We start from the raw sequence: 14,684 nt of genomic DNA, 5'->3' as shown, positions 1-14,684 counted from the left end.
AAAAATAGAAGAATCATGAAAAAAATAAAATATAGCTTATTAGGGTTAGCTGTGTTATCGCTTAGTTTTGGCGGATGTAAAAAGAATTTCTTGGATACAAATCCTTATAATACCCTTGCATCGTCGACTATGTGGCAATCCGAAGCATTGTGTGAACAAGGGATGGCAGGTGTATATGCTACACTGCGAGGTTGGGGACCGAGTGTCGCCAATTCGGGTGGTGCCGGCAATTACCTGTTTGATATATTCGGTATGACTAGTCAGGGCAATTATGATAACAATGGTGGTTTTTTCCGTGCCGGAGTGACAGCTTCCAGTGCCATATTGAGTGAGCAATGGGTGAAGTTTTACAAAGGTGTCTACAGAGCCAATGACGCCATAGAGGGTCTTTCGGGAGCACCGATCAGCGAGGAGAGTAAAGGTAGGATGATGGCAGAAGCCAAGTTTTTGCGGGCCCTGTTTTACCTTCATATCAATGCCTTGTATGGAGGTAATGGAATTGGTGTGCCGCTCTATTTGGAGAATGTCAATGCCAATGAATACACAAAAGGTCAGACCGCGGAGATGGACGTATGGGAGCAGATCATTATCGACTTGACAGAGGCTATCAACGAACCGAATCTGCCAGACAACTACGTCAACAAAAAAGATGGAAAAGCGAGCAAAGGTGCGGCTTATGCTTTGCGTGGCAAGGCATACTTGTACAGAGCTCAGAGCAAAGGTTGGCAAGGTCAGGATGGGAAAAGTGATTTCGAAGCTGCAGCAGCTGACTTTGCTAAGGTAGGTGAGATGGGCTATGGCATATTCGCTCCGACGGGTACAGATGCTGATTTCAAGCAACTGTTCAAAGAGCCTAATGAAAGTAGCAATGAAATGATATTCAGCGTACAATATATGGAGGACGCAACGAAATCATTCGGTATCAATAGAGCTCGAATACAAGGAGCATTCCAAATGGGGGGTGGTGACAATGCTGGTAGCTGGACAGATATGCACATCAGACCTGCTATAGCTGATCTTTACGAGGTCAAAGTAGATAATAACACCAGCAAAGCATTCAATTGGGATGATTTCATTACAGGGTATAATACTACTCCTGCCGTACAGCGAGAGGTTTTCTTCTTGCGCGATATAAAAGACGGAGGAGTAGATATTCATGAGAAAGTTACCTCTGTAGTCAATGCCAAGCTGAATGGCGCTGGACTATCTTCGGTAAAAAATTTGTATTTAGAAGAAGGTAACGAAGATAGAATCAGAGCGGCTTATGCTAAACGTGATCCACGCTTGCGTTACAGCATAATCTGTCCGTACGATACCATAAAAGCGTTGGATAACAATCCGCCGGCGACAAATAATGAGCCGGAATATGTGATGCGCTGGCCTTGGGCAGCAGCAAAAGCATATACGAATGGTGTGGGCAAAGATGACTTGATTCCTGGTATATTACCTGACTTGACAGCTAATAGTGAAAACTTATTCTATCTACACCGCAAATTTGCAGGTGAAGGGCATGAGTTCCTGTACAGATTAGCCAACCCTATCGATGAGCCTCTCATCCGCTATGCTGATGTGTTGTTGATGTGGGCCGAAGCATTGGTAGAGTTGGATAGGCTGCCAGAGGCGCAAGCCAAAGTGAAACAAGTACGTGACCGTGTAGGTATGCCTACGATGGCTGCCAACTTTGGTGACAAAGTTACTGCTCGTGATTACGTGCGTGACGAACGTCGTAGAGAGTTGGTCAACGAGGGTATCAACTTCTTCGATGAGATGCGCTGGCGTACGTTGAAAGAGACAAAATTTGATAAATCAGAGGATGGAACACAACGGGCATGGGGAGCAGCAAGTGCGGCTGTTAAAATTTCATGGCCAGGCGATTTCTATTATGTATGGGGAGTGCCTAAAGGTGAAGTGGATAAAAACACGAATCTGACGAGGACACCAGGGTGGATTTATTAAGATTCTAATTATGCAGCCACTGTTTTTCTGTATATAACAGTGGCTGCTTTTTTTTCTTCGTGTATGTATGGCATTTTGTTTGTGTGTAAGCTGCAAATGTGGTACAACAATTATTATCACAATGAAAATTATAAAATCCATATTTATCACTGCTGTATGCTTGTCAGGGATAATCTTTAGTTTTCCTTCCTTGGCAGTAAATCTTCCTTATGTTATGAACGGAGGTGCTGAAGCTACGGTGTACGAGAAGATATTGGGAAACATCAGCAATTTACTGTACAGTGAGATCGATAGCTACGAAACCGTTACTTCAAATGCACAGCGTTATATGGAAGCGGTCAACCCTGATGGCTCTTGGGATGACTTGACTTATACAGGAGATAAAATCTCCACTGCTCATCTGGATAGATTGAAAACAATGGCTTTGGTCTACACCAATAGTCAAAGTGATTTGCACGAGGATGAGGTGCTGCATATAGCTATAGTGAAGGGGCTGCAGTGCTGGTATGATAAAGACGCCGATCATTGGAATTGGTTTTATGATCAGATTGCTTATCCACAGCGTGTGGGAGAGATCTTGGTGTTGATGCGAAATGGCGTACAGCAACTACCAGCTGCATTGGAGAATGCTCTGTTGGCCCGGATGAAGAATAAAGGTGGAGCACCTGACCAAGGTGGTTCGCAGGGAACTGGAGCCAACAAAATGAATATTGCCCTGCACTGGATATACAGAGGATGCTTGGCCAAGGACCCCACCGTGCTAAACAAGGGAATCCAACAGGCTCTTTTTCCTTTATCTTTCACAGTAGGCGAGGGGTTACAACCTGATTTTTCGTACTTGCAGCATGGTCCGCAGTTGTATATCGGTGGTTATGGTTGGGATATCATCAATGTTGCGACCAGAGTTGCTTTATACATCGATGGGGTGTCTTATGCACAGGATAACGGTAATCTGGATAACTTGAGTAAATTTGTTCGTCACACTTATTTGCGGGTCATACGTGGGCAAAATTATTTGTTTAATGCGATTGGCCGGAGCATTGCCAGACCTCGGGCCGTCAGTCAGGCTGACTTTGTCAATCTACTGGAGCGGATGAAAGCGATTGACCCCAGCAATGCTTCTGTTTACCGCAGTGCCATTGCACGCTTGAACAATAGTCAGCCGGCCAATAGTGGCGTAGAGGCTGCGCACACACATTACTATCGGGCGGATTACACCTTGCAGACCAAGCCTGGGTATACAGTTGAATTGCGTACTGTATCGGATCGAACCTTTCGGAATGAAAACGGCAATGGAGAAAATCTGGAGGGCTACTTCTTATCGGATGGAGCCACCTCAATTGCTGTAACGGGTACAGAATATTATGATGTGTTCCCGGTGTGGGACTGGTCTATGATACCAGGTGTCACGGCGAGAAAAGGAACGATGGTCAGACCTCGTCAATGGGGGACTTATGGTACGACCTCCTTCGTGGGAGGTGTATCGGATAGTATAAGAGGGGTGAGTGTGTATGACCTTGATAACAATAGCACAACGGCCAAAAAGTCCTGGTTCTTTTTTGATGACGAAGTGGTTTGCTTAGGAGCTGGTATCCATGCTACAGGCACGGAAGAGGTCGTGACTACACTCAACCAATGTCTGTTGCAAAGTAATGTCATCACATCGACAGTAGGGAATGTGGTTCAGACATATAGTAACGGTAATTTCGGTTCTGATTATGACAATAATTTGGAATGGGTCATACAAGGTAATGTGGGCTACGTATTGCCTCATGGTGGCGATGTAGGACTTAGGGCAAAGGAGCAGACAGGTAAATGGTCTACTATCAATAGCGGTAGATTCGATGCTGATGTGACCAAGGATGTGTTTACGCTCTGGTTGAAGCATGGTGTGGCACCCACCAATGCGAAATATGCTTATATTATTGTTCCAAATGTTCAAGATACATCACAGATACAAGATTACTTGGCCAAAGATAATGTCCAAATATTGAAGAATGAAGCCGACATTCAGGCTGTACGGCATAAGGAATTAAATTTGTATGGGTTTGTTTTTCATGATACAACCTCTCTATTTGACTATGGAGACATCCAAATAGAGGTAAGTGATCCTTGTCTGTTGATGGTTCATCCATTGCCTTCTGGAGAACTCAGGCTACATGTTGCTGATCCGACCAAATCATTGGCACGGGTTTCCATAAAAATGACATGGCCGAGATTTACCGAACGAATAGAAGTACATGTAGATCTAGAGCTGCCTACCACCGTTGAAACGGCGGGTAAATCGGTTGTAGCGTATATCACTAACCATAGGTTGTAATCCGCTTAATCTTGCGGGAGGGGAGGATATTGACCTATGCCGATTATTACTATGTGGAAGCCTTGATTCGTTATGGCAGAATGCTGAAAGGCGAAGAGGTTATTAAGCAGTAAATAATAAGCTTTAGGCTGTAAGCTATATGCTTGCAGCCTCTTTATTGATTTTCCCAGATTACCTGAAATACCTGCACACTCCTTGTTAATTGTGCTGTCTTTTTCAAAACAGTTTCGTATGTTCTGTACAAAAGGTTAAACTGTGCAATATAGGCATCTAAGAGACGGTAAACATCGGAAAGTTCTGCGAGAAATTCCTGCAGATCTTTGTCGAGTGAAACGATATCTACCTGCATATCCTCATAATGTTCAAATACGAAATCCAATACGGTAAAATGTAAAGGATCCACTGGCTTTTCTTCTTTATAATAGGTATCTGTAATAAGGGTATATTCCCTGTCTCGTATCCCAATATGGTCATAAAATCGGACTAACTTCTGCTGCTGTTCGATTACGCTATTGTAGAAGTTACGGAGTTCCACCTGAAAATGGATATCCACATTGGCATGCAGTTTCTTATCGTTGATATCAAGTTCTCCTTTATAGAAAGTGAGCATGCGGCTTAACTCTTCCTGCTCTTCATCCAATTTATGAAGATTTATAAGTGCCAGCTGCGCTTCCGCTTTTTCGCTTTCAAATAAGCGTTTCATGTACCAGACCTGGTCGTGTGCTAATCGGTAATTATCCAATACCTGAAGCTCATATGGAGTTGGGAAGCTATTGTCCTTTACTTTATAGCTGATGGTACGAAGGGGATGGTCTATGGTAAGGGTTTTCATATGCATGTTCTACTGTTTAAAGCTACTAAAAATAAATGAAAAAAAGTATCTGGCCCGCAGCTGCTGCAGACCAGATAGGTAGTCGTCACACCACTACGCAACGTACAATCTCACTGTAGTTGGGTGTGGGGTTAGGCCCCAAATAGGTCACCCGAAATTCATATTCCTGCAGGTATTCCAGATCGGATATGGCTGTTCTGGATTTGGTGCTGAGTACCGTTGTCCATGGATTGAGGCTGTTCGCCTTGCGGTATTCGAATTGATAATACTTCGCAGGTCGCCAAGCATTGACGCGCAATTGCACCGTCTGGGTGCCGGGATGGGTAACTACAGCACGAAGATCATTGGCCTTTGGCGATATGCCAATACTGCTGGAATTGTCCTTGCTGGGGACAAACCCCGCTGCTAACAGGATGTTTGGATCGCCTTTAGCGACAGACTCTACATGCAGTGACAGATCATACAGTAACTCCCTGACGACTGTGGCCTGCTGGTTCTTGATGATAACCTGGCGCATATCACGGTATGCCGCTTCGGATAAAGAACCCATGTACGTGTCGAGCGCAGTTTTCAACAGCGCTACTTTTTCTGTGGCATCTGGAAATAGCGAGGCATTTTCCGTTGTTTTACTGACCACGTTAGAAGCGTACTGAACCAACTTTGAATCTGTACGCGTTTTTGATGTTAATGTAGGCTTTGCCATAATACTTAAAATTTAATGGTGAATAAAAAAATTAATTACTGCGTCAAATATAGGGAGAGGTACTTCTTACAGAGGGGGCTATTTGGGTCAACTTTTTGTGCGAGATGGAAAAGTTGTGACCCGATTGACCCGCTTTTTTAATTTTTACTTGTAAAAATTGCGATTCTGGCGAATAAACAACGATTTTTAAGTAAGTATATACTTACCGTGTTACATCACCAATGAGGCGTTGTACATTACCAATGCACAAAAGGTATTCACCAATGGATGCATGTTGATGTGCTTTTGTCTGTTGATACTGTGCAGCGAAGAAGAAGTGATGACCAACGGATTAAAGCACTATACCAATGCGTCAGTGTTGAAGCGCTTGTTGCTATTGGTGGTGACATCTGCGGTATGGGTATATACCTTTGCGGCAATGTACTATTACCCTGGGGCAATGGTATGGTACGCTAATCAACTGGTGATGTGCATAGCGCTATTGGTTATGTAATTTCCATCGCTGTACATGTAAAGTAAGCCATGGGTGAATACCAGTAGACAGAAGTTTTAGAATAACCGTTTCAAGTTTATGCTGTCCCGGTATTCCAGCGGGCTTAAGAGGAAGCGTTTGATGAAGAGCCGCTTGAAATGTTTGGGACAGGCAAAGTTTAAAGTATAAGCGATCCTGCTGATCGGTTGGTTCGTGCTTCTGATCAATTCCCGAGCCTTCTGTAACCTAAACTCGGTAATCTGCTCTGCTACTGAAAAAGACTTGCCTTGAAACGCTCTTTTCAGTGTACTCTCGCTTACATGGAGAGCGTTGGCTATTGTTTCGATGTTGATTTGGTCATCGCAATAATTTTCCCGAATATAGGCAATGGCTTTATAATATAGGTCGATTTCGTAATCTGTTTTTTCTATAGACTGTGCTTGCATTTGCTGAAATACGCTTTGGAAAAAACGCATATTCCAGTTAGCTAAGTGATAATAGGTGCTGAAAGGTCGAAATTTGATTTGGTGCAGTGCTTCCATTATCCGTTTAAGCCTGACTTGAACGTTTACCGTTCCGATCGTCCGGTAAGGGAGGTTTTCTGCTGTTGTGATGAAAAGCTCTTGCAGTTGTGTGTATTCTTCGGTTAAATCATCTATTATACGGCCATCTATTCCTAACAACAGAAACCAATTGCTGTCTGCACGCAGATCAATATCATGATGAGGAACAAGGGTGTGATAACAGAGCAACATATCCTGCGGTACAAGACATACGTTGCCCAAGTTGACGAAAATACCCGTACGCATATTAATAAGTAGCCAAAGATGGTTTTCCCGCGCAGTAATTTGTAGGCGCAGATTGGTGGATAGTCTGCTATTTTTAAATTCAAACCAACAAAATTCTTTTCCATAGAAAGAACGATAGGATAAATGGGGTGTTATGGACGTAAGAGCTGTGTCCGTTTGTGAAGGAAGCCCATCATCCTGTGCCGGTTCGGGTAAAAAGGCTAAATAACCGTCAAAGTGTTTATTGGTATAGATAGCCTGATCGTTTGAAAATCGTACTAAGTCAGTTTTCTCCATTGTCTATCACTTGGTTGTTGCCCCAATATACTGAAAAAAGTGAAAAAGCTGCAGCTTTTAGTGTAGTTGATTTTTGGTTTTCGGACAAAATGATTATATTTGTGTATAATTGTCTGATATGAAAAAGAAAACAGAAGAACCATTACAAGCAGAAGAGCCCATGGTGGCTTATCGGGCGGCTACATATAGCCCGCTTAGTCTGCTGATGGGGGAGTCCTTATCTCCGCCCTCTGATTTTGATTTGGTGAAGATCGCTCGAGGAGGAATAGCTAAACAAAAGCTTTTGTCTTTGGCCCGCAAATTATCTTTAACTATACAGGAAATGGCTGATATTTTACATATCAGCGAGCGTACCTTACAGCGTTATAGCCTTGATACCTTCATCAAAACCGAGCATGCGGACCGGGCTATTGAGTTGGCAAAGCTATATGAGCGCGGTATTGAAGTGTTGGGTTCGGCTGAGGCGTTCAACAAATGGCTGCGTCAGCCTAATTATGCCTTGAGGAATCAGGCTCCACTGAGCTTATTGGATACCAGTATTGGTTTTACGATGGTGCTGGATGTATTAGGACGGATAGAACATGGGGTGTTTAGCTAATGTTAGTGTATAGGATTGCCTCACCACAGTATGCAGGTGACTTGAGTGGAAACGGCGCTAAGCTTTACGGTGGCCGATGGAATGCCAAGGGAACTGCTGTCGTTTATTTAACTTCGAGCAGGGCACTGGCGGTGATGGAACTGTTGGTACATCTGCGCCCGGAAGACCTGCAAAGGCCGTATGCTATAATGACCTTTGATGTGCCTGACGATAAAGTGCTGAAACTTGCTATTAAGGATCTTCCCGCGGATTGGCAGCATGAAGAGCGAAAATCTTCCCTACATCGTATTACTTCCGATTTTGTTGCAAAAGGTACCCATCTGCTGATGGAAGTGCCGTCAGTTCTGATTGAAGAAGAAAGCAATTATATACTAAATCCTTTACATCCGGATGCCGCTAAAGTAAAATTGGTCGCCCAACGATCATTCAACTTTGATCAGCGGTTAAAGGATTAGACTTCCGAAGTTTTTAGATTGATAAATTGTATTTATTTCACGGCAGCCGTAACTATTCCTATTACTCCTCCGATTATTCCACCGACAAATTGTGGGGCTATTGCGCAAAGTATGCTTCTAAAGATAAGTTTACCTTTTGTGTAACCAAACACTGAAAAATATTGACGATAGAACCAGACAGTATATAAGAAGTTGAGTAAAGATACTATACCAAGTGCGGTTATGAGCACTTCCTTACTTTGATAGAAAATTGCCAAAGTAGTAAAAGTTAACCCAATGATAAATTCACCACTGGCTTTAAAAGCATTTAGAACGATGTGTTCTGTAAAATTCTGTTTGCTTCGTCTGAAAATCAAGAAACTGCATAGCGCATAGATAGGAATTAGCATAAATGCGACCAATCTAGGGTTTTCACTAGAAAAATTTTGATAAGTCGTCATAAAGCTTTTGCTGTTTTCATTGTCATAAAGTTCGCTTAGCTCAAAACTGTTGTACGCTCCCAGAAAATGACTTGCTGTAAGTATAAGAACGAGGAAAGTAAATATATTGAAATTTTTGCTGCGCTTTCCCTGAATAAACTCTCGGACACTGTGCCCCGTACGAGTGAAGAGTTCTTTTAGGGTGTATAGAAAACCTTTGTCAAAATGGAAAACACCATGTACAAAGTCGTGTGCGATTAAATGTTTTATGGAATAACGGTGAATGCTTGCTTTCTGTCCGCAGTTCGGACAATAGGAAGAGGAAAGCTCCGTGCCACAGTTTAGGCAGGCGTGATGTTCTTTAGCGTCCATTGTTCTTTCTTATTTTAAGTTACGTAATTCCAGTTCCTTTTCCATTAGTTGATGCTGCTGCCATGCAGCAATTGTAATTCCAGCAAACGCAATCGGCAAAAAGGTTAATACTTTAATATCTTTATCTACTATTGTGATAATAGACATCATAGACATAATGATGAAGATAACACATTGTATAGTAAATAGCGATTTTCTTTTCTTCGCTTCTTTTAACAATTCCTCGTTAGTCAATTCGGTAAGGTTAATTTTTTTCATTAGGTATGGGATGTTTGACGGGATTCAATTTCTTTTTCTATTTTCTTATTGTTAATAGCTAACAGCGATAAAGCTGGAATAAGCCCCCCAAGAGAAGCAAGCAGAAAAAAACGTTTCGTTTTTATTGTCAACACAATCATAAAGGTGATCAATATGACGCATACGATGAGGAGGCCAATCAAAGCCCCTTTTGATTTTTGTTTTTCTTTTTGCAATTGCTCAAGGCTAAGCTTGGCAAGTTTGTTTTCTTTCATATAATTTATTGTGGTGTTAGCAATTATTATGTCAGCTAATACATAAAAAATCCTATAACTCTTATAAAAATGAGATGAGAGTTGCTTATCCATATTGTTTTTGCTATTGTCGATTCTTAAGATAGAACACAATTAAAAAAAATAATTCGCTAACTCTTTGATACTTATAAAAATGTTTTTACCTTTGCAATCCCTTTGTGGGGAAAGTGTGTCTTGAGCGAAGCCCTACTGCTTCGAAGGACGTTTAATTAATTTATTTATAACATGTCAGGAATTATTGGTAAAAAAGTAGGAATGACCAGCCTGTTCGATGCGGAAGGGAAGAATATCCCTTGTACAGTAATTGAGGCTGGGCCGTGCGTGGTAACGCAGATACGTACGGTTGAGAAGGATGGCTATGTTGCGGTTCAACTTGGTTATGATGATGCCAAGGAGAAAAACACAACAGCTCCTTTGAAAGGACACTTTGCAAAAGCAGGAGTGACTCCTAAGCGTAAACTAGTTGAATTCAAAACTTTCGAGGATGAGAAACAACTAGGTGACACCGTGGATGTAACCATCTTCGAGGAAGGCGAATACGTGGACGTAGTCGGTACTTCAAAAGGTAAAGGTTTCCAAGGTGTAATGAAGCGTCACGGATTTGGTGGTGTAGGTGGTGCGACTCACGGTCAGCACAACAGACTACGTGCTCCAGGTTCATTGGGTGCTTCTTCATGGCCTTCACGTGTATTCAAAGGAATGCGCATGGCAGGTCGTACAGGTGGTGACAGAGTGAAAGTTCAAAACTTACAGGTTTTGAAAGTTTACCCTGAGCAAAACCTAATCGTTGTTAGTGGTTCCGTACCAGGAGCTAAAGGTTCTTATGTAATCGTAGACAAATAGTAGAGAGATGGAAGTTAATGTATTAAATTTATCAGGAAAAGAAACAGGTGCCAAGGTGCAACTTCCTGAGGCAGTATTCGGTGTAGAGCCAAACGACCATGCTATCTATTTGGATGTGAAACAGTACTTAGCGAACCAACGCCAAGGAACTCACAAATCAAAGCAACGTAACGAAATCGCGGGTTCTACGCGTAAATTACACAAACAAAAAGGTACTGGTGGTGCTCGTGCGGGTTCTATCAAATCTCCATTGTTTAACGGTGGTGGCCGTGTATTCGGTCCGCAACCTCGTGACTACTCGTTCAAATTGAACAAAAAATTGAAACAAGTAGCACGTAAATCAGCGTTGAGCTACAAAGCACAAGAAAACAATGTTTTGGTATTGGATAGCGTAAGCTTCGATACAATCAAAACTAAAAACTACTTGGCTATGGTTAACGCGTTGAACATAGCTGACGAGAAAACCTTATTGGTATTGCCAGCTTACGATAACAATGTTTATTTATCAAGCAGAAACTTGAAAAAAGCAAAAGTAATTGCAGCTTCAGATTTGAACACTTACGATGTGTTGAACGCTACAAAACTTTTGTTGACTACGGATTCTGTTAAAACTTTGGAGGAAGCATTCGCTAAATAATATGGAGATTATCAAAAAACCTATTTTGACTGAGAAAGCTTCGTTGTTGACGGAGAAATTGAACCGTTACGCTTTCAAAGTTGATCACAGAGCTAATAAAATCCAGATTAAACAAGCTGTTGAAGAAATGTTCGGTGTTACTGTATTGGCAGTGAACACAGCGGTTGTTGCCGGTAAAGCAAAAAGCCGTTACACGAAAGCAGGTTTCGTTTCTGGAAGAAGCCCTAAGTATAAAAAAGCCATCATCACGGTGAAAGATGGTGAAACTATTGACTTTTACAGTACACTATAATAAGAAATGGCAGTTAAAAGATTCAAACCGGTTACCCCTGGTACTCGCTTCAGAGTAGGTGCTGACTACTCGGACGTTACAACTAACGTTCCTGAGAAATCATTAGTAGTTGGTATCAACAAGAAGTCAGGTGGTCGTAATAAATCCGGTAAAATGACTATGCGTTACATCGGTGGGGGACATAAAAAAGTATACCGATTAATAGATTTCAAACGCGATAAAAAAGATATCCCTGCAAAAGTTGCTACCATTGAGTACGATCCAAACCGTACAGCACGTATTGCTTTGTTGCACTACGCGGATGGTGAAAAACGTTATATCATTGCTCCAGCTGGTTTAACAGTTGGTCAAACTGTAATTGCAGGCGAATCAGTAGCCCCAGAAGTTGGTAATACATTACCATTGGCAAACATTCCATTGGGTTCTATCATCCACAACATCGAATTGAATCCTGGTCAAGGTGGTTCAATCGCTCGTTCGGCTGGTACCTATGCGCAATTGTCTGCACGTGACGGTAAGTATGCCATCATCAAATTGCCTTCAGGCGAGACTCGTATGATCCTTTCTACATGCGTTGCGACTATCGGTTCAGTATCGAATGCTGAAAAAGCTAACCAAGTATTGGGTAAAGCTGGTCGTAAACGTCACTTAGGTCGTCGTCCTCGCGTTCGTGGTGTGGCTATGAACCCAGTAGATCACCCTATGGGTGGTGGTGAAGGTCGCTCTTCAGGAGGTCACCCTCGTTCACGTACTGGTGTGTTAGCTAAAGGCTTCAAAACACGCTACAAGAAGAAAACATCGAATCGTTACATCATTGAAAGAAGGAAAAAATAATGGCTCGTTCAATTAAAAAAGGTCCTTATATCGATCACAACTTAGAAAGAAAAGTTCTTTCTCAGAATGAATCAAATAAAAAATCAGTAATCAAAACTTGGTCTCGTAGATCAATGATTTCACCTGATTTTGTTGGCCATACCTTCGCAGTGCACAACGGGAACAAATTTATCCCTGTTTATGTAACAGAAAATATGGTTGGTCACAAGCTTGGTGAATTCGCGCCTACGCGTACATTCAAAGGCCACGCAGAAAAGAAAAAATAATTAGGTAATGGAAGCAACAAAAAAACTCAAAAAATCTGTCTTAATCAGACAGCGTAAAGAGCAGGAAAAAGCTCAAGTAGGAGGAGCTTCTACTGCCAAGTTATTGAACTGCCCTACTTCGCCTCGTAAGATGCGTTTGGTGGTAGATCTTATCCGTGGTGAGAAAGTAGAAACAGCTCTTTACATCTTGAAACACACAGGTAAAGAAGCAGCTGCTCGCGTAGAGAAACTATTATTGTCGGCAATCAAAAACTGGGAAGCTAAAAACGAAGGAGCTTCTTTGGAAGACAGCGCACTATTCGTAAAAGAAGTGTCTGTTGGCGGTGGTCGTCAATTGAAAAGATTACGTCCAGCTCCACAAGGACGTGGTTACAGAATCCGTAAGCGTTCAAACCACGTAACTTTGGTAGTAGATAGTTTAAAAACAGTTAACAACTAATTTAGTATAAGAATGGGACAAAAAGCAAATCCAATAGGTAGCAGATTAGGGATCATCAAAGGATGGGACTCTAATTGGTTCGGAGGCAACAACTATTCTGATAAGTTAGTTGAAGACGAAAAAATCAGAAAATATCTTTCTGTACGTATCGCAAAAGGCGGTGTAGCAAAAGTTGTTATTGAAAGAACTTTGAAACGTATCACCGTTACTATCCACACTGCACGTCCAGGAATCGTTATCGGTAAAGGTGGTCAAGAGGTTGACAAAATCAAAGAAGAGTTGAAAAAATTGACGAAAAAAGACGTTCAAATCAACATCTTCGAGATCAAACGCCCTGAGCTTGATGCGAAATTGGTAGCAGAAGGTATCGCTAAGCAATTAGAAGCGCGTATTTCATTCCGTCGTGCAATGAAAACAGCTATCGCTTCTACTATGCGTATGGGTGCTGAAGGTATCAAAGTAATGTGTTCTGGTCGTTTGGGCGGTGCCGAAATGGCTCGTACTGAACAGTACAAAGAAGGAAGAACACCTTTGCATACACTTCGTGCTGATATCGACTATGCTTTGGCAGAAGCCTTGACAACTTACGGTAAAATCGGGGTGAAAGTTTGGATCTGTAAAGGAGAAGTTTACGGTAAACGTGATTTGTCTCCTAACATCGGACAGACTTCAAACACAAAAACACGCGGTGGCAACGAAGGTGGCGAGCGTCGTGGTGGAGACCGTGACAACCGTAACAAAGGTGGTCGTGGTGGAAATCGTGGTGGTAATAACCGCGGTGGTGCGAGAAAAGGTTAATTAAATAATAAGATTTAAAATTGTTCTCGACCATAAGGTTGGGATTAAAATAAAATACGAACATGTTACAGCCAAAAAGAACGAAGTTCAGAAAGATGCAGAAAGGCCGCATGAAAGGTAACGCTTCACGTGGAGCGGAATTAGCTTTCGGTTCTTTCGGTATCAAGTCAATGGAGCCAGCATGGATCACAAGCCGCCAGATTGAGGCAGCACGTATTGCCGTAACACGTTATATGAAACGTGAAGGTCAAGTTTGGATCCGTATCTTCCCTGACAAACCTGTTACGAAAAAACCTGCAGAGGTACGTATGGGTAAAGGTAAGGGTGCTCCTGAATACTGGGTAGCCGTAGTGCGTCCAGGCCGTATGTTATTTGAAGCAGAAGGTGTGCCTTTGGAAGTCGCCAAAGAAGCATTGCGCCTTGCCGCTCAGAAACTACCGGTTCAAACGAAGTTTGTTATACGTAGAGACTACGTAGAAGCATAAAAACGTTGGTAATGTCAATTAGTTAAGCCTTGCGGCCGTTACCCGCAAGGCATTAATAAACTTGAATTGATAACCCAGCAATAACACTGAAAGAAAATGAAGAATTCAGAAATCATCGAATTATCACAAGAGGAATTAACAGCTCGTCTTAAAGAAGAGAAAGCTGCTCTTAACAAGTTGAAATTTGCACACGCTGTTTCTCCAATCGAGAATCCAAACGCTATTAAAGCGGCTCGCAGAAATATCGCTCGCCTTGCTACAGAGGTTTCAAAGCGTAAAAATGCAGCTAAGTCGGAACAAACAGCCTCTGAGGCATAAAAAGTAAAG

Annotated in this window: 20 protein-coding genes; 14 read left to right on the top strand and 6 right to left on the bottom strand. The window is 42.2% G+C overall.

Going from position 1 to position 14,684, the window contains the following annotated elements; all coding sequences use genetic code 11:
- Positions 1 to 15: 15 nt before the first annotated feature.
- Positions 16 to 1,956 (top strand): RagB/SusD family nutrient uptake outer membrane protein, encoded by a 1,941-nt coding sequence (locus BM375_RS05200; protein ID WP_093364196.1) that lies wholly within the window; start codon positions 16 to 18, stop codon positions 1,954 to 1,956.
- A 121-nt stretch (positions 1,957 to 2,077) separates the two neighbouring features.
- The gene (locus BM375_RS05195) at positions 2,078 to 4,276 is read left to right on the top strand and encodes a polysaccharide lyase 8 family protein (protein WP_170852591.1); all 2,199 of its coding nucleotides are present in this window, start codon (positions 2,078 to 2,080) and stop codon (positions 4,274 to 4,276) included.
- Between the two features lie 154 nt (positions 4,277 to 4,430).
- Here BM375_RS05195 and BM375_RS05190 read toward each other — a convergent pair whose 3' ends face one another.
- Together BM375_RS05190 and BM375_RS05185 are read right to left on the bottom strand one after the other, a co-directional pair.
- Positions 4,431 to 5,108 carry a hypothetical protein gene (locus BM375_RS05190; protein ID WP_139227500.1) on the bottom strand — a complete coding sequence of 226 codons (678 nt, stop codon included), beginning with the start codon at positions 5,106 to 5,108 and terminating at the stop codon, positions 4,431 to 4,433.
- An 85-nt stretch (positions 5,109 to 5,193) separates the two neighbouring features.
- Positions 5,194 to 5,811: a hypothetical protein gene (locus BM375_RS05185; RefSeq protein ID WP_093364191.1), complete on the bottom strand. Its 618-nt coding sequence runs from the start codon at positions 5,809 to 5,811 to the stop codon at positions 5,194 to 5,196.
- A gap of 229 nt (positions 5,812 to 6,040) precedes the next feature.
- Between BM375_RS05185 and BM375_RS16985 the strand changes: the two genes are divergently transcribed.
- Positions 6,041 to 6,304: a hypothetical protein gene (locus tag BM375_RS16985; protein WP_139227499.1), complete on the top strand. Its 264-nt coding sequence runs from the start codon at positions 6,041 to 6,043 to the stop codon at positions 6,302 to 6,304.
- Positions 6,305 to 6,360: 56 nt separating this feature from the next.
- Here BM375_RS16985 and BM375_RS05180 read toward each other — a convergent pair whose 3' ends face one another.
- Positions 6,361 to 7,368 carry a helix-turn-helix transcriptional regulator gene (locus BM375_RS05180; RefSeq protein WP_093364190.1) on the bottom strand — a complete coding sequence of 336 codons (1,008 nt, stop codon included), beginning with the start codon at positions 7,366 to 7,368 and terminating at the stop codon, positions 6,361 to 6,363.
- A gap of 118 nt (positions 7,369 to 7,486) precedes the next feature.
- On the opposite strand from BM375_RS05180, the gene parS reads away from it, so the two are divergent.
- Together parS and BM375_RS05170 are read left to right on the top strand one after the other, a co-directional pair.
- Positions 7,487 to 7,966 (top strand): type II RES/Xre toxin-antitoxin system antitoxin, encoded by a 480-nt coding sequence (gene parS / locus BM375_RS05175; RefSeq protein ID WP_093364188.1) that lies wholly within the window; start codon positions 7,487 to 7,489, stop codon positions 7,964 to 7,966.
- On the top strand, positions 7,966 to 8,421 hold the full coding sequence (locus tag BM375_RS05170; RefSeq protein ID WP_093364187.1) for an RES family NAD+ phosphorylase: 456 nt from the start codon (positions 7,966 to 7,968) through the stop codon (positions 8,419 to 8,421). The genes parS and BM375_RS05170 overlap by 1 nt, the downstream gene beginning before the upstream one ends.
- Before the next feature lie 32 nt (positions 8,422 to 8,453).
- On the opposite strand, the gene BM375_RS05165 is transcribed toward BM375_RS05170, so the two are convergent.
- Genes BM375_RS05165 through BM375_RS05155 form a run of 3 tightly spaced genes read right to left on the bottom strand, consistent with a single transcriptional unit; the run spans position 8,454 to position 9,817 of the window.
- Positions 8,454 to 9,212, bottom strand: coding sequence for a DUF3667 domain-containing protein (locus BM375_RS05165; protein ID WP_093364185.1), 759 nt, complete (start codon positions 9,210 to 9,212; stop codon positions 8,454 to 8,456).
- Between the two features lie 9 nt (positions 9,213 to 9,221).
- Positions 9,222 to 9,470 (bottom strand): hypothetical protein, encoded by a 249-nt coding sequence (locus tag BM375_RS05160; RefSeq protein WP_093364184.1) that lies wholly within the window; start codon positions 9,468 to 9,470, stop codon positions 9,222 to 9,224.
- Complete coding sequence (locus tag BM375_RS05155; RefSeq protein WP_139227498.1) at positions 9,470 to 9,817, bottom strand: hypothetical protein; 348 nt, start codon at positions 9,815 to 9,817, stop codon at positions 9,470 to 9,472. Before BM375_RS05155 ends, BM375_RS05160 begins: the two co-directional genes overlap by 1 nt.
- A gap of 171 nt (positions 9,818 to 9,988) precedes the next feature.
- Here BM375_RS05155 and rplC point away from each other — a divergent pair, with 171 nt between their 5' ends.
- From rplC to rpmC, 9 genes are all read left to right on the top strand, one after another.
- Positions 9,989 to 10,606, top strand: a complete 618-nt coding sequence (rplC, locus tag BM375_RS05150; RefSeq protein ID WP_093364181.1) for a 50S ribosomal protein L3 — start codon at positions 9,989 to 9,991, stop codon at positions 10,604 to 10,606.
- A 7-nt stretch (positions 10,607 to 10,613) separates the two neighbouring features.
- Positions 10,614 to 11,243 carry a 50S ribosomal protein L4 gene (gene rplD / locus BM375_RS05145; RefSeq protein ID WP_093364179.1) on the top strand — a complete coding sequence of 210 codons (630 nt, stop codon included), beginning with the start codon at positions 10,614 to 10,616 and terminating at the stop codon, positions 11,241 to 11,243.
- Between the two features lies 1 nt (position 11,244).
- Positions 11,245 to 11,535: a 50S ribosomal protein L23 gene (gene rplW, locus BM375_RS05140; protein WP_093364177.1), complete on the top strand. Its 291-nt coding sequence runs from the start codon at positions 11,245 to 11,247 to the stop codon at positions 11,533 to 11,535.
- Between the two features lie 6 nt (positions 11,536 to 11,541).
- Positions 11,542 to 12,369, top strand: a complete 828-nt coding sequence (rplB, locus tag BM375_RS05135) for a 50S ribosomal protein L2 (RefSeq protein WP_093364175.1) — start codon at positions 11,542 to 11,544, stop codon at positions 12,367 to 12,369.
- On the top strand, positions 12,369 to 12,635 hold the full coding sequence (rpsS, locus tag BM375_RS05130; protein WP_021071214.1) for a 30S ribosomal protein S19: 267 nt from the start codon (positions 12,369 to 12,371) through the stop codon (positions 12,633 to 12,635). The genes rplB and rpsS overlap by 1 nt, the downstream gene beginning before the upstream one ends.
- 7 nt (positions 12,636 to 12,642) lie before the next feature.
- Positions 12,643 to 13,074: a 50S ribosomal protein L22 gene (gene rplV, locus BM375_RS05125; RefSeq protein WP_093364173.1), complete on the top strand. Its 432-nt coding sequence runs from the start codon at positions 12,643 to 12,645 to the stop codon at positions 13,072 to 13,074.
- A gap of 12 nt (positions 13,075 to 13,086) precedes the next feature.
- Entirely contained in the window at positions 13,087 to 13,872 is a 786-nt protein-coding gene (rpsC, locus tag BM375_RS05120) for a 30S ribosomal protein S3 (protein WP_093364171.1), read from the top strand.
- A 62-nt stretch (positions 13,873 to 13,934) separates the two neighbouring features.
- Positions 13,935 to 14,357, top strand: a complete 423-nt coding sequence (gene rplP / locus BM375_RS05115; RefSeq protein ID WP_093364169.1) for a 50S ribosomal protein L16 — start codon at positions 13,935 to 13,937, stop codon at positions 14,355 to 14,357.
- Positions 14,358 to 14,453: 96 nt separating this feature from the next.
- Positions 14,454 to 14,675, top strand: coding sequence for a 50S ribosomal protein L29 (rpmC, locus tag BM375_RS05110; RefSeq protein WP_093364168.1), 222 nt, complete (start codon positions 14,454 to 14,456; stop codon positions 14,673 to 14,675).
- Positions 14,676 to 14,684 lie beyond the last annotated feature (9 nt).

The sequence above is a fragment of the Sphingobacterium wenxiniae genome (assembly GCF_900116225.1).
Taxonomy (GTDB): Bacteria; Bacteroidota; Bacteroidia; order Sphingobacteriales; family Sphingobacteriaceae; genus Sphingobacterium; species Sphingobacterium wenxiniae.
This window is presented reverse-complemented; position numbering and strand designations above follow the sequence as displayed.

Bases quoted from the DNA above. Each gene is read 5' to 3' on its own strand.
- BM375_RS05200 (WP_093364196.1), top strand. From the start codon at position 16: ATGAAAAAAATAAAATATAGCTTATTAGGGTTAGCTGTGTTATCGCTT.
- BM375_RS05195 (WP_170852591.1), top strand. From the start codon at position 2,078: ATGAAAATTATAAAATCCATATTTATCACTGCTGTATGCTTGTCAGGG.
- BM375_RS05190 (WP_139227500.1), bottom strand. From the start codon at position 5,108: ATGAAAACCCTTACCATAGACCATCCCCTTCGTACCATCAGCTATAAA.
- BM375_RS05185 (WP_093364191.1), bottom strand. From the start codon at position 5,811: ATGGCAAAGCCTACATTAACATCAAAAACGCGTACAGATTCAAAGTTG.
- BM375_RS05180 (WP_093364190.1), bottom strand. From the start codon at position 7,368: ATGGAGAAAACTGACTTAGTACGATTTTCAAACGATCAGGCTATCTAT.
- parS (WP_093364188.1), top strand. From the start codon at position 7,487: ATGAAAAAGAAAACAGAAGAACCATTACAAGCAGAAGAGCCCATGGTG.
- BM375_RS05170 (WP_093364187.1), top strand. From the start codon at position 7,966: ATGTTAGTGTATAGGATTGCCTCACCACAGTATGCAGGTGACTTGAGT.
- BM375_RS05165 (WP_093364185.1), bottom strand. From the start codon at position 9,212: ATGGACGCTAAAGAACATCACGCCTGCCTAAACTGTGGCACGGAGCTT.
- BM375_RS05160 (WP_093364184.1), bottom strand. From the start codon at position 9,470: ATGAAAAAAATTAACCTTACCGAATTGACTAACGAGGAATTGTTAAAA.
- BM375_RS05155 (WP_139227498.1), bottom strand. From the start codon at position 9,817: ATGGATAAGCAACTCTCATCTCATTTTTATAAGAGTTATAGGATTTTT.
- rplC (WP_093364181.1), top strand. From the start codon at position 9,989: ATGTCAGGAATTATTGGTAAAAAAGTAGGAATGACCAGCCTGTTCGAT.
- rplD (WP_093364179.1), top strand. From the start codon at position 10,614: ATGGAAGTTAATGTATTAAATTTATCAGGAAAAGAAACAGGTGCCAAG.
- rplW (WP_093364177.1), top strand. From the start codon at position 11,245: ATGGAGATTATCAAAAAACCTATTTTGACTGAGAAAGCTTCGTTGTTG.
- rplB (WP_093364175.1), top strand. From the start codon at position 11,542: ATGGCAGTTAAAAGATTCAAACCGGTTACCCCTGGTACTCGCTTCAGA.
- rpsS (WP_021071214.1), top strand. From the start codon at position 12,369: ATGGCTCGTTCAATTAAAAAAGGTCCTTATATCGATCACAACTTAGAA.
- rplV (WP_093364173.1), top strand. From the start codon at position 12,643: ATGGAAGCAACAAAAAAACTCAAAAAATCTGTCTTAATCAGACAGCGT.
- rpsC (WP_093364171.1), top strand. From the start codon at position 13,087: ATGGGACAAAAAGCAAATCCAATAGGTAGCAGATTAGGGATCATCAAA.
- rplP (WP_093364169.1), top strand. From the start codon at position 13,935: ATGTTACAGCCAAAAAGAACGAAGTTCAGAAAGATGCAGAAAGGCCGC.
- rpmC (WP_093364168.1), top strand. From the start codon at position 14,454: ATGAAGAATTCAGAAATCATCGAATTATCACAAGAGGAATTAACAGCT.